Below are 14,393 nucleotides of genomic sequence, written 5' to 3'. Positions count from 1 at the left end.
AGACTCACCTTCGTGACCTTTTTCTTGAGTTCCTTTAGCACTAATCTCACCTGTGTAGGCTGGGTTTTCTGGCTGAACTAAAGCTTCGCCTTGGTGGCCCTCTTCTTGAGTTCCTTTAGTACTAATCTCACCTGTGTAAGCTGGCAATTCTGGTTGAACCAAAGCTTCGCCTTCGTGGCCTGATTCTTGCGTGCCTTTAGCACTGATCTCACCTTTATAAGCTGGCAATTCTGGCTGAACTAAAGACTCACCTTCGTGACCTTTTTCTTGAGTTCCTTTAGCACTAATCTCACCTGTGTAAGCTGGGTTTTCTGGCTGAACCAGAGATTCACCTTCATGGCCTGTTTCTTGCGTTCCTTTAGTACTAATCTCACCTGTGTAAGCTGGCAATTCTGGTTGAATCAGAGATTCACCTTCATGGCCTGCTTCTTGCGTTCCCTTAGCAGTAGCAATTTGTTCTGGTTGTTCTTGGAAATCTGATGCTTTAAAGTAACCTACGTATTCGTATCCTTCGATCTGAATGACACCTTTGGCTAAGTCCTCTTGACTACTTGCAGCAATCGTTTGGTTGTAGGACACTAAGATTTTATTCTCAAATGCTTGAGCTGACTGAGGGATAAAGTAACTACCACCTAGAGCTCCAATAAAGAGAATACCCAACATTTTATTGCGGTGTTTTTTAGACATCACAACGACAACCATAGACGCTGTTGCAAAACCGAGAGTTGCCAATGCCAACTCCTTGCTTCCAGTGTTAGGCAATTGTTGAGAATTCACTTCCTTCTTTCTGTAAACAAGATAGACAACATCATCTTGTTTTAAATCTGAAGGGAGTTCGCGATGGATCAAAGCTTTTTCTGCTTCTGTCAATTCCTGTTCAGCCAAATAACGGTAATGAACTTGGCTAGGTGTCGCTACTTCGTTAGCTGCAACAGTTTCAACTAAAAAGTTGTTCGCTCCCAAAAGAAATGTCCCGATAACTGCAGAACCTACACCAACTGAGAACTTCCGAATAGAGTATTTGATGACTTTATCAAACTGCATTTTTCTGTTTTTCATTTTAAATCTTTCTAATGTGATCTATTGGATATTGAGCACGCGCTCCTCCAATGAGTTTTGGTCGGCTTGCAAGTGCCGTTACATGAGCATGACCAATCTCTCTTAGGACTGGTCGAATGGGTACCTGAACATGTTTGATATGCATCCCAATAGCAGTATCTCCGATGTCCAAACCAGCATCTGCTCTAATAAATTCGACCTCCACAGGATCCTTCATATAGCGAAAGGCGGCCAATTGACCAGAACCTCCTGCATGCAAGGTCGGGAGTACACTTACAATCTCCAACTGATATTTTATAGCCACTTCTCGTTCAACAACTAGAGCGCGATTGACATGTTCACAACCTTGAACAGCTAGGTGAATCCCCTTAGCCGTCAACAGCTCCAACATTGTCTTGACGATTAGCTCACCAATCTCCTGACTCGAATCTTTTCCGATGTGTCCTCCCAGCACTTCACTCGAAGACAAACCCAAGACAAATAGTGCTCCCTCCTGTAAAGAAGCCTTGTCTAGTACATCTTCAAGAATCTGCTGTGTTTCTATTTGAATCCGTCTTTGGTCCATATTTCACCTCGCTTTTTTTCATTCTATCATATCGTTTTTCATCAATTTTAGCAAGGTTGGAAAAGATAGGGGTCCATTTGCTAGGACTCAAAAACTATATGAGGGCTCTTTTCAAAAACTGATTCAAATTTTATCTATTTTCAAATATAAACTAAAATTATACTTTGAAAACAAAAAAAATATAATAGTTTAGTAAAATCGTTGCTGTAACAACATTTACACCTAAAAGATTTGTCAGTTGATTCGATTCTAAACTACCGAAAAGCAACTTCTATCATTCTACCCCATTTCTTCCATTAAAGCTACTACTTTGTTTAATTTTTTGGACTTTTTTTCTACCTTGTATTAATCTTTAATCATATCAGAAAACTTTCATGAAATGATGCATAACCTTTAATTTCACTCTCGAATTATACTATGGCAGATTTTTAAATACAAACTGAATCCAATTTTTCAAAAATCTAAAATTTACAACAAAAACAGAGAAGATCTCCTTCCCTGTCTTTTTCTCTATTAAACTTTTTGGAGTCCTTGAACCGCATCATGATTGATGAGCACTTGACCATATTCTTGTAGAACCGAACGGCTGATATCACTATCATCAGCAAATTCCCGCATACGAGCCAATAACCAAGCTGGATAAAGACTTGGATAATCTTCTACATCAACCAAGACTGTTAGATAGTATTGGTCGTTCATCTTATAAAGCTCTGAAGTCTCCATTTGATAAGTAACTGTTTTGGCAAAAGAAACCAAACTAGTTAAGTTGTCAAAGCGTAGGATGTAGTAGATATAAGGTTCTCTTTTTCCTTCTTCTTCGAGGGCTTCATCAAGCGCTGCTTCCTCTTCCTTTTCAACCTGTTCTAAAGATTGAATGGCTTCAATATCGTCTTTAGTTTTTTCTGCCATAGTTTTCTCCAAGGTTTTCAAAAACTCATCTGGAGACATTTTAGCTAACTCATCCATATCAGGAAGATCTGCCAAATCTTCAAAGTCCAAATTCTGATCAATCTTTGACTTAGTTACAAAGACATCAACCTTGTCAGGCTTTGGAGTCACTCGGAAGCTAAGCATACCTGTGTCCAAGAAACTGTCTGGCATTTCTAGTTCATCCAAAATTGCGTAGAAAAATTCTTCTGTTTTCTCTTGTGGAACGAGAAAGTCTGCGATTTCCATCCCTCGATCCATCAAATCCTCTAAAGACATGGTGATCTTTAATGTCGTATCACTGATTTGTTTCATTTTCATAGTTCATAACCTCATACTTTCAGTTCTATCTATTATACAAGATTTCACAGATTTTATCAAAAGAATGGCGTTGGAATGTGATATAATACTAGTATCTATTTTAGAATGTAAGAAAGAAAGTTTCATGAAAAATATAAAAGTTAATGCTTTGGCTAGCTTGCTGGTCAATATCTTAAATATCGTTTTTCCTTTGATTACTAATCCCTATCTAACGCGGATTCTTAGTAAATCCAATTACGGTTACTTCAACACTGCCAATACTTGGGCGAGCTTTGTCATTCCACTCGCCGCCTTTGGGATTTATAATTATGGGATTCGAGCTATCAGTAAGGTTAAGGATGATAAGAATAAGATCAATTATGTCTTTTCTAAGTTGTTCTATATCTCAGTCATTACTTCAATTCTGACAACAGCTATCTATTTCCTCTTTATTCATTTTGATACTAGTATTGTCAATCTGAAAATCCTTTACTATATCCTTGGAATCCAAGCTCTCTTCCAATTTCTGAATATCGAGTGGATGAATGAAGCCTACGAGAACTATTCTTTTATCCTTTATAAAACACTAGTGATTCGTATTGGAATGTTAGTGGCTATCTTTGCCTTCGTTAAGACACCTGATGATATCGTCCCTTATGCCACAATCATGAGTGCAACAACTATCATCAACTATCTGCTCAGCTTCCTCTGGATTAAACGAGAGGTCTCCTTTGTCAAGATTGAGTTCATCGAACTTCTCAAGTCATCTAAACCTCTCTTAACCATGCTCCTTCTAGCAAATGCTAATATGCTCTATACCTTGCTAGACCGTATGTTCATAACTAAAGGACCTGATGAGAATTTTATCTCCTACTACACCATTGCCTCCAGTATCGTTATGCTGATTGCTAGTGTCCTTAGTGGAGCTATCAACGTCAGCATCCCACGACTTGGTTATTATCTAGGAAAAAAAGATTTTACTTCTTATAAAAATTTGGTCAATCAGGGCGCATCCCTCTTTTACTTCCTCATGGTTCCTACCAGTATTGGTATTATGGTTTTGGGAACCTATGCTACAGTTATCTACTCTTCTGAGAAATATCTAGAAGCAGGAATCGTAACGAGTATCTTTGCCTTTCGTACCATTATCTGGGCTATCGAATTAATCCTTGGAAAACAGATTATCTTTATTAATGACCATGAAAATCGTTTGACTGCTTTCTACTTTATCGGTGGCGGTGTCAATGTAGTCCTAAACTCACTACTCCTTTTCAATAATATCTTTAGTCCTGAATACTACATTGGAACAACCATTATAGCTGAATCAATCGTGGTACTGCTAGAAATTAGCTTTATTCAGAAGCACAAACTATTGGATTTGAGAGAAATTTTTACAACTCTGGCTCGCTACACAATCGTGTCACTTGGTTTCATCCCAATTTATTATGTTTTTAAAACCCTCTTCCAAGTTCATAGCTATGAAGTTACGATGAAGATGATTAGCATGGTTCTTTCTACAATCGCAGCTTGTGGCATCTATTACGCTATCACACTCTTTATTATCAAAGATAAAACACTTCATTATGCGCTTGACTTAGTTCGTTCTAAGATTAAAAGAGGATAGAGGTCTTTATCCTTCTCAAAAATATTCAAATTAAATATGATACAACAAAAGAGGCTGGGACAAAAGTCCTAGCCTCTCAATTGTCTTTGGATTGTCGAGCAAGACGCAGTGGTTGAGTGGGCTCTACTACGCTGATTTCATCAGCTTTTACAGCCCTACTCAACTGTGCGGAGGTGGGACTACGAAATCGAATTCTAACGAATTACCGATTTCTGTCCCACTCTCTTTTCTATGCATCCAAGAGCATCATGGACAATAAATACTCACTCAATGAACACGTTATACTAAACTAGGTCAAGACAACACCGACCTAGCTTTAAAAAATTAGAAAGAGTATCACTTACAAATCTACTGTTAGTACCTTCCCAGCTCTCACAACTTGCTCACCTGCGATGTATACATCGTCAACATCACTGGATTTGACAGCATAAACTAAGTGAGAAAGCATGTTTTCTTGAGGTTGGAGATGGATTTTGCCTTGGGGTTGAATAACGAGAAAATCAGCTTGCTTGCCGATTTCCAAACTACCAATCTCATCTTCCATTCCCAACACCTTAGCACCCTCGATCGTCAGGGCCTTGAGGACAGTTTCGATTGGAAATTGGCTGGCATCACCACTCTTCATCTTCTGCAAGAGTGCTGCAGTCCGCCCTTCCTCAAACATATCCAGGTTATTGTTAGAAGCAACTGAGTCAGTCGCAATACCGACTGGCACTCCTGCTTTTTGAAGTTGGATGACTGGGGCAATCCCTGAGGCTAGTTTAAGGTTGCTGATAGGATTGTGGGCGATAGCGACTTTCGAATCTGCCAAGCGGGCAATCTCTGCTTCATTTAACTCCACACCGTGAGCAAATACAGCCTGATGATCTAAATACCCAAGTTCATCTAGAAAGGCTATTGGACGTTTACCATAACGTTTCAGGATAATCCCTGACTCTTCTTTTGTTTCTGCAACGTGGATATGGAGTGGAATATCTTCTTCTTTTGCTAGGTTCAAGCTAGCTTCTAACAATTCTCGACTACAACTGTAGGGCGAATGAGGGGCCACCATGACCTTGAAATTGGGATCCCGATATCCTTTGATTGTCTCGATAACAGCCCGTGTTCTTGCTATAGTCTCATCAGTCATCTCCACATCTGAAGAAAAGAGGGTTGGAGAAAAATAGCAACGCATCTTGGAGGCCTTGACCGCTTCATAAATCTTCTCTATCTCCACACCATTGGGATTATACATATCATTGAAAGTTGTCGTTCCTGATTGGAGCATCTCTGTTAGCGCCTCTTTGACAGCCTTTGTGGTCATATCTGGTGTGAACTCTGCTTCTGCCGGCCAAATATAGTCCTCTAGCCATTCGTGGAGATTGCTATCATCACAAATGCCTCTCAAGCCTGTCATGGCAGAGTGAGTATGGCAGTTAACCAAGCCAGGCATAATCCAGGCACCCTGACAGTCTATGATTTGATCTGCTTGTTTAAGAATCTCTTGATTTTCCTGACCGACATAGACGATTTGAGAATTTTCAAGAGCCAAGATACCATCCAAATAGACGTGGAAATCTTGGTCACAAGTCACGATATTTACATGCTGAAAGACTTTCATCCCTAGGCTCCTTTTCTATATAAGTATTCATACTGGATAATTTTTCTAGCTATTGTAACAAAAAAGTCACCCGAAGGCAACTTTTACTTTGTATTTGCTTAAGAAACTAGGTAAAGTCTATTCTGGACTAAAAGCCGCTGCTTCTTGCATTTGATAGTATTTGCCTTTTCTCGCCATGAGTTCCTGATGATTGCCATATTCGACAATATCTCCATCGACCAAGACAAGAATCAAATCAGCATCTTGAATGGTCGATAAACGGTGGGCAATGATGAAGCTTGTCCGCCCCTTCATGAGTTTGGCAAAGGCATCCTGAACCAAGACCTCTGTTCGGGTATCGATGGATGAAGTCGCTTCATCTAAGATAAGAATCTTAGGAATGGCTAGAAAGACACGGGCAATGGTTAAGAGCTGAGCCTGACCTACAGACAAGGATTCACCTGCATTTTCAAGCTTGGTATCATAACCCTGTGGCAATTGTTGGATAAAGAAATCCGCATTTGCTGACTTGGTTGCTGCAATGACCTGCTCTCGGCTAGCATCAGGATTGCCAAAGGCAATATTGTCATGAATGGTTCCCTGCTTGAGCCACGTTTCTTGAAGCACCATCCCAAATTGTTGCCTCAAGGATGCTCTAGTATAGTCATAAATGGAATGACCGTCTAGCAAAATATCCCCTGAGTTAATCGGGTAAAAACGCATGAGGAGATTGATAAGGGTAGATTTACCAGCACCTGTTGGTCCAACGATGGCAACCTTACTACCAGCTGGGATATCGATAGATAAGTCCTTAATCAAGATCTTTTCAGGATTGTAACCAAAAGAAACATGTTTAAAGGAAATAGCTCCCTTGACTTGGTCGCTGTTCAATTCTTTAAGACCAGTCTCTGTAACCTCTGGACTTTTTAGAACAGCATAAACACGTTCTGCACAAGCTAAGGCGCTTTGCAACTCGGCTAAGACTGATGAAATATCGTTAAAAGGCTTGGTATACTGCTGCACATAGTTCAAAAAGGTCACTAAACGCCCAACCGTCAAAGTAGAACCCGCCATGATGCGCAAGGCTCCAACACCAGCTAGTAGTGCATAAATAAGGGCATTGACAAAACGGGTGGAAGGATTGACTGTCGATGAATAAAAGATAGCCGACTGAGAATAACCTGCGTAGTTGTCATTTGCCTCATGAAGTCTCTCGATAAATTCTTCCTGAGCATTGAAGGACTGGATAATGTTCTGTTGGGTGAGCGATTCTTCTATCAACTGAGTCTGAATCCCCCTAGTCTCTGTCTGCTTTTGAAAGAGATGGTAGGATTTCTTAGCGATAAAGCGTGAAATGACCATAGATAGAGGTGTTAAGAGCAGAACCAAGAGAGTCATCAATAGATGGATTTGGAGCATAGCAAGGATGCTGACCAAAATCATCAAAACTCCTATAAAAAATTGGTTGAAAATCATATTCATACCCGCTGCCAACTGCTCGATATCTGTCGTTACACGGCTGACCATTTCCCCACTACCTTGTCTATCTACCAGGGCAATCGGAAGTCGATGGAGCTTTTCAATGATTTTTTCGCGCAAATCTTTAGTATAGGAGAAAATCACTCGATTATAGAGGAGAGGATTGGCCCATTGTACCAGCGTATTCCCAATGACCACCAAAATCATCTGGAGGAAAATCTGCCAAAATGCTTGAGTTGAACCATTGACTAGGACTTGGTCAATCACCTGTCCAATCAAGATTGGCAGATAGATTGATAGGGCTACCTGAGCAATGGTACCCAAGAAAGCCAGGAAAAGAAGGACGGGATGGCCAGCTAAATCTTTTGCTAATCGTTTAAGGGTTTGACTTGCATGTTTGCCTTTCATTCTAGTCCTCCTTTCCATGTTGGGATGCATTGATTTCACGATAGACTTGGCTAGTCTCCATCAATTCCTCATGATTTCCAAGCGCTAATTGCTCCCCTTTCTCTAAAAGGAGAATTTGATCAGCAATCTTCAAAGTCGAAGTCCGTTGGGAAATCAAGATCAAGCTGGTGTTTGGTAGCTTATCTTGAACAGCCTTCAGAAGATTGGACTCAGTAATGGTATCAAGAGCCGAAGTCGCATCATCCAAGATGAGGAATGGTGCTCGACGCAAGACTGCCCGGGCAATCGATAAACGTTGCTTTTGCCCACCTGAGAAATTACGACCACCTGCTTGGACCTCTGCGTCCAGCTGCCCTTCCTTATCACTGACAAAATCCTTGGCTTGGGCAATTTTTAAAGCCTGCCAGAGTTCTTGGTCAGAGACTGTTTCTTCCATACCCAGAGTCAAGTTAGAACGAATGGTTCCCTTAAAGAGTTCAACCTTTTGAGAAACATAAGCCATCCAGGAACGCCATTCAGAAAGATTGCGAGGACTACGTCCATCTCGATAAAGGGAAATGCTTCCCTTATCTGCCGTATAAAGGCCAAGTAGGACCTGTACCAAACTTGACTTACCAGAACCAGTCCCCCCGATGATTCCAAGAATTTGTCCTTGTTGCATAGCAAAAGAAAGATTTCGCAAGGATGGTTGAGCAGCATCTGGGTAGGTAAAGCTCAAGTGATGAACATGTAAAACTTGATTCCCAGACACTTTTCCCACTTGAATCTCAGAATGAATATCTTCAGGTTCTTCAGCAAAGACTTCTTCAATCCGCTTGGCAGAAATATAGGACTGGTTGAGTGAATTAATGAGCATGGCTAGTTTTATCAACTCTACCAATATTTGCAGGAGGTAGTTGATTAAAGCAATCAAGGCACCTTGACTGAGCCAGCCTCCCTGGATAGAAATATAACCATTCCAGATAATCACCAGCAAAGTTCCATTAACGATCAAATAGGTCAAGGGGGTCAAGAGAGTTGACCAGTAGCCTGTTTTCATTTGGATAGCTGTATAGACTTGATTGAGTACTTGGAAGTTCTCGATTTCTCGTTTTTCTTGGCCAAAGGCACGAATCACGCGCATCCCTTGTATCTGTTGGCGTGTTTCCTGAACCAGCTGGTCTGTTTTCTTTCTCAAAATACTATAGAGAGGATTGACCAAGCGTGATAACACGACAATGACAAAGGACAAAATGGCAACCATGACCAAAAACCAGAAGGTCAATTCAGGCGAGAGACGATAGGCCATAAATATAGCTCCAAAGACGATAATGGGAGCCCTTAAAAATAGGCGTAAAAATTGATTGATCCCTGTCTGAATCTGATAGGTATCTGAAGTCAAACGCGTCACCAAACTCGAGGTCGTTAAACGGTCTCTACTATCCTTGGGCAAGGAAAGAATATGACGATAGAGGTCATTGGTCAACTCCTTGGCAAATCCTACTGCTGCCTTGGCTGAGTAAAACTGAGCAACTAAGGCTACCAAAACGCCGATAACCGCAAAAACAAAGAGGAAACCCATTTGCATCCAGAGGTGACCCTGATCTTTTTGGGGGATAGATTGGTCGACAATCCCAGCTATCACCATGGGAACCAAGAGTTCAAAAACGGCTTCTAGCAACTTAAACAAGGGCGCTAGGAAAGACTCCTTTATATAAGGTTTAAAGTAAGAAAGTAAGTGTTTCATGTGTCCCTTCTATTTCCAAAATGAAGAAGGTGGAAAAACCACCATCTTTTTACTTATTCAAATATGGAAGCAGGTAGCCATAACCAGCCTCTTCCATTTCATCCTTAGCAATGAATCGTACGGATGCTGAATTGATACAATAGCGTAAACCACCTAGTTCCTGAGGTCCGTCTGTAAAGACATGTCCCAAGTGAGCATTACCCGAACGTGAACGAACTTCGATACGTTCCATACCATGACTCAAGTCCTGGTAATAATGAATGAGTTCCTTGGAAATAGGACGGCTAAAGCTTGGCCAACCACAGCCTGAGGCAAACTTATCCTTGGCAAAGAAGAGGGGCTCACCAGTCGTGATATCGACATAAATTCCTTCCTCAAAAGTTTGGTCATAAGCATTGCTAAAGGGAGCTTCCGTCGCTGCCTCTTGGGTAACTCTATAAGACTCTTCTGACAAATTTTCTCTTAAATCTGCCTGACTCGGTTTTTCGTAGTTAGCAGCGTCTATCAGTGGTTTCTCCGCATCTCTCACATCAATGTGGCAATAGCCACCAGGATTTTTCTTGAGATAGTCTTGGTGATAGTCTTCAGCCAAGATATAGTGACGTAGTTTCTCCACTTCTACCGCAATTTTACGACCGATGAGGAGTTCTTGTTCGCGAACTACTGTATTGATCGTTGGTAGATCTGCTTCTTCTTTGTAATAAATCCCTGTGCGGTACTGACGACCACGGTCATTTCCTTGTTGGTTGACAGAAAGGGGATCGATAACTCGGAAATAATAGAGTAAAATCTCACGAAGCGATACCACCTTTTCATCGTAGACGACTTGCACTGTCTCTGCGTGATCTGTTTCTTTGATTAATTGATAATTGGTAGTTTCAACTTGACCATTGGCATAACCAACACTTGTTTGCAGCACTCCAGAAATACGTGAAAAGTATTCTTCCAAGCCCCAAAAGCAACCACCTGCTAAATATATTTCTGCCATTTCAAATCCTCCTTGATCTTCTGTCGGTCGACAAAACTGGGAATCATTTCATATCCCATATTTCATTTTCAAAAAAAGGACAGGAAGCCCTCTAATAGAGAGTTTCCCCATCCTATTGTTCTGTTTATTTTTCTTCGACGCGAGCGCCTTGTGTATCTACTTGCAAATCATGAAGCTTGCCTTTGAAAGGTTGCTTTTCAAGCTCAGCCTTAATTTTAGGCATCTTGTCAGGATCAGCCAAGACCATAACAGTCGGACCAGCACCAGACAAGTAGGTCGCATAAGCACCGTTTCTCTTGGCAACTTTTTTTATGGTCGCAAATTCTCGCACCAAATCTTGACGGTAACGCTCATGGAAAAGATCACTTTCAATAGCTTGTCCTGCTTTGACCATGTCTCCAGTCAGCAAGGCTGCAATCGCTACATTGGCGATAGAACTTGCTGCAACAGCTTCTTTATAAGAAAGTTTCTTGGGCAAGACACCACGACTATCTCGAGTACGCAATTCATAATTTGGAATGTAGGCTAGAAAGGCACACTCTGGAAAAGGCGCCACAACTGCTGAAACCTGACCTTCTACCGAACTAGCAATTACGAGATTTCCATAGATAGCAGGTGCAACATTATCAGGATGTCCTTCAATCTTAGTCGCCAATTGCAACTTATCGTGATCCGTTAATTTTAGGTTCCCTAATTGATTTGCTAATTCAATCCCAGCAACGATGACCGAGCTCGATGAACCTAGCCCACGCGCAAGCGGAATATCACTGACCATCTTCAAACGTCTAGGTTGGAGGTCTGGAACAATTTGTAGAGCAATCTTCAGCAAAAGATTACGTTCATCACGTGGAATCCATTTGCCTAATTGGTGCTCGATCATCCATTCTTCACGTTCCTCACAAACCTGAATTTCTAGATACTTAGTTACAGCTACGCCAACCGAGTCAAAACCAGGACCCACATTGGCACTTGTAGCAGGTACAATAATCTTCATCTTAGTCTCCTAAAACCTTGAAGGTGTTGAGAAGTTCAAACTCGGCTACACCCTTCAAAGCTGCTGTAATAGTTTCAAGTTGCGCCTTGTTGATTTTATGAGTGATGATAACAACACGAGCCTTGCCTTCTTGCTTACCATCTTGAAGGATTTGCTTGAAGGAAATATCTTCTGCATTAAAGAGCTCAGCCAATTTCAAGACTTGACCTTTTGAATCTGGAGCCAAGATTGAGAAATAATAATTAGCTTTGACATCTTCTGGCTTAGCCAAGACTACTGGACGGTTGTATTCATTAAAGGCTTTTCCAATTGTTCCATCATTCAGACGACGAACGATGCGGGCAATATCAGCCACAACACTTGTTGCAGTTGGTTTTTGACCAGCACCTGGTCCATAGTACATAGACTCGCCGATACCGATAGACTCTACAAAGACTGCATTCATAACACCATTAACACTTGCAAGCGGGTGAGTCTTAGGAAGGAAGGTTGGCGTAACCTCAGCAGCAATACCAGAAGCTGTTTCTTCGATAGAACCAACTAATTTCACAACATAACCAAGTTCTTGAGCTACTGCCACATCTTCTGGAGTGATGTTGCGAATTCCTTGGTGACCCACATCTTCAAACTTGACATTCATCCCAAAAGCAAACTGACTGAGGATGACCATCTTGTAGGCTGCATCAATACCGTCAACATCATTGGTTGGGTCGCTCTCAGCAAAGCCAAGTCGTTGGGCTTCTGCCAAAGCATCTTCATAAGACCAGCCTTCTGTTACCATTTTGGTCATCATAAAGTTAGATGTTCCGTTCACAACACCAAGAACACGTGTGATTTTGTCTGATGCTAGTGAGTTAACCAAGGTACGAAGGATTGGGATTCCTCCTGCAACAGCTGCTTCGTAGTATAGGGCAACATTGTGAGCTTTTGCAACCTCAAGCAATTCTGCACCATGGACTGCCAAAAGATCCTTGTTAGCTGTCACGACGTGTTTCCCTGCTTCTAAAGCACGAGTGATAAATGTTTTAGCAGGTTCGATACGCCCCATCAACTCAACAACGATCGTGATGTCTTTGTCTGACAAGATTTCATCGATATTTGTTACAAAATTAAAATCATTTCCTGCTTCAAGCAAGCGGGCTTTCTCTTGATCGTCTTTGACCAAAACCTTGGCTACTTCAATTTCTGAATGTGCTGCTTGAACAATTTTTTCTCCATTTTCCTTTAACAAGAATGGTACACCACTGGCTACTGTACCAAATCCAAGTAAAGCAATTTTAACTGACATGTTTGTCTCCTCGATATTTTCTAATAGTCCTATTATACCAAAATTGTGAGAAAATTCCTACCATTCTGAACTAAAAACATACTAAGATTAGTAGTGAAGAAATCTCTGACGGGAGAGAGTACTCACTACTTTTTCTTTATGTTAAAGTAGAGGTGTCTTGTTAAGTCGTAGCTTCTTTTGGCGCTAGACGTCGTACAAAAAACTGGCAAGACACCTGTTTTAGATGGAATTTTATCAAAGTATGTCGGACGCTAGACGTCGAGTATTGAAAATGAAATCACTAAAATAAGGAATCATTCAAGACAAAGAGGTAAACATAATGCGGACAGTTTTTGGAATTGATGTGAGTAAAGCAAGCTCAGAAGTCGCTATTCTTGTGAATGGTAAAAGGGTTTATGGCTATACTATGCCTAATGACATTATCGGATTTTCTCGTCTACTGGAGGATCTAAAGACCGTGAGCAACCCCGAAATTGTTTTTGAAGCTACTGGCGTCTACTCTCGCCGACTTCAGGCCTTTCTAGAAGAATATAGCTATGACTATACACGTCTTAATCCTTTGGAAGCTAAGAAGCAACTTGATGGATTGCGAGTCCGGAAAACCGATAAAATCGATGCAGAGAAACTTGCTTCGTCACAATTTGTTTTAAACCGTAAGCCAACTTATGTTCAAGAAGAAGTCTATCAAAACTTGCATGATCTTAGCCGATTCTACCAAAATCTGACAGAGGATATCGTAAGGACGAAGAATAGGCTGCACAAAGTTCTTCAAATTGCCTTCCCAGAAATCGAGAATCTACTATCTACTCCTACAGGTGAGCAATATTGGAATCTCGTGTCCATCTTCCCAACCAAGCATTGGGTGCTGGAACTATCAGAAGCCGAATTGAAAGAAGCTATTCGCAACTCAACCTCTAAACGCATTTCAGAGAACAGAGTAGGTAACTTGACTGAGAAGTTAGTTGGATTGGCGAAGCAATCTTATTCTGGCATTTCAAAAACCTCTCCTATGGTAGAAGAGGTTAAATATGATGCACAGGAACTTATAAAGTTGACAAACCGTCGGGAACAAGTTTTACAACAGTTGATAGCGTTAGCTGAACCTCTACCTGAATATGAGATTCTTCTCTCTATTCCTGGTATCGCAGAAACAACGGCTACAAGCATTATTGGTGAATTAGGAGACATTCGTCGTTTTAAGTCTGCTAATCAAATCAACGCTTTTATCGGTATTGATCTCAAACACTATGAATCAGGAGATTTCCTAGGTCAAGAGCATATCACTAAGCGTGGGAATCCTTATGCAAGAAAAATTCTGTACAAATGTATTCACAATATCGCTTCAGCTAGCCATACCAATCCTTGCCATATCGCAGATTTCTATGAGAAACGAAAAAGACAATCGCAGATAACTTCAACTAAGCCACATACGATTGCCTCTATACATCGTCTCATT

At 41.0% G+C, this 14,393-nt stretch carries 11 protein-coding genes; 2 read left to right on the top strand and 9 right to left on the bottom strand.

The genetic code is table 11. The annotated features are described in order from the left end of the window. The 3 genes from ADF68_RS04540 to mecA form a co-directional block, all read right to left on the bottom strand. Positions 1-1,059: YSIRK-type signal peptide-containing protein (locus ADF68_RS04540; RefSeq protein ID WP_049548812.1), on the bottom strand; the 1,059-nt coding region annotated here is incomplete at its 3' end. Between the two features lies 1 nt (position 1,060). Continuing rightward, positions 1,061-1,624 (bottom strand): TIGR01440 family protein, encoded by a 564-nt coding sequence (locus ADF68_RS04535; protein WP_049548811.1) that lies wholly within the window; start codon positions 1,622-1,624, stop codon positions 1,061-1,063. A 513-nt stretch (positions 1,625-2,137) separates the two neighbouring features. Continuing rightward, complete coding sequence (mecA, locus tag ADF68_RS04530; RefSeq protein WP_049548810.1) at positions 2,138-2,872, bottom strand: adaptor protein MecA; 735 nt, start codon at positions 2,870-2,872, stop codon at positions 2,138-2,140. 124 nt (positions 2,873-2,996) lie between these two features. Between mecA and ADF68_RS04525 the strand changes: the two genes are divergently transcribed. After that, positions 2,997-4,475 carry an oligosaccharide flippase family protein gene (locus ADF68_RS04525; protein WP_049548809.1) on the top strand — a complete coding sequence of 493 codons (1,479 nt, stop codon included), beginning with the start codon at positions 2,997-2,999 and terminating at the stop codon, positions 4,473-4,475. Positions 4,476-4,815: 340 nt separating this feature from the next. Here the strand turns inward: ADF68_RS04525 and ADF68_RS04520 are convergent, their stop codons facing one another. From ADF68_RS04520 to ADF68_RS04495, 6 genes are all read right to left on the bottom strand, one after another. After that, positions 4,816-6,075 (bottom strand): TRZ/ATZ family protein, encoded by a 1,260-nt coding sequence (locus ADF68_RS04520; RefSeq protein WP_049548808.1) that lies wholly within the window; start codon positions 6,073-6,075, stop codon positions 4,816-4,818. Between the two features lie 117 nt (positions 6,076-6,192). Continuing rightward, positions 6,193-7,941 (bottom strand): ABC transporter ATP-binding protein, encoded by a 1,749-nt coding sequence (locus ADF68_RS04515; RefSeq protein WP_049548807.1) that lies wholly within the window; start codon positions 7,939-7,941, stop codon positions 6,193-6,195. Position 7,942: 1 nt separating this feature from the next. Next, positions 7,943-9,667, bottom strand: coding sequence for an ABC transporter ATP-binding protein (locus ADF68_RS04510; RefSeq protein ID WP_049548806.1), 1,725 nt, complete (start codon positions 9,665-9,667; stop codon positions 7,943-7,945). A gap of 49 nt (positions 9,668-9,716) precedes the next feature. Then, on the bottom strand, positions 9,717-10,655 hold the full coding sequence (msrB, locus tag ADF68_RS04505; protein WP_049548805.1) for a peptide-methionine (R)-S-oxide reductase MsrB: 939 nt from the start codon (positions 10,653-10,655) through the stop codon (positions 9,717-9,719). Positions 10,656-10,779: 124 nt separating this feature from the next. After that, a complete protein-coding gene (gene thrB / locus ADF68_RS04500) occupies positions 10,780-11,649 on the bottom strand; it encodes a homoserine kinase (protein ID WP_049548804.1) in 870 nt (289 codons plus the stop codon). A gap of 1 nt (position 11,650) precedes the next feature. Then, the gene (locus tag ADF68_RS04495; RefSeq protein ID WP_049548803.1) at positions 11,651-12,937 is read right to left on the bottom strand and encodes a homoserine dehydrogenase; all 1,287 of its coding nucleotides are present in this window, start codon (positions 12,935-12,937) and stop codon (positions 11,651-11,653) included. Positions 12,938-13,256: 319 nt separating this feature from the next. On the opposite strand from ADF68_RS04495, the gene ADF68_RS04490 reads away from it, so the two are divergent. Further along, the coding region (locus ADF68_RS04490; protein ID WP_049548802.1) for an IS110 family transposase at positions 13,257-14,393 on the top strand (1,137 nt) is incomplete at its 3' end.

Source organism: Streptococcus pseudopneumoniae, assembly GCF_001068775.1.
In the GTDB taxonomy this organism is placed as follows: domain Bacteria; phylum Bacillota; class Bacilli; order Lactobacillales; family Streptococcaceae; genus Streptococcus; species Streptococcus pseudopneumoniae_N.
The sequence above is the reverse complement of the archived record's forward strand: the minus strand, read 5'-3'. Positions and strand labels throughout refer to the sequence as shown.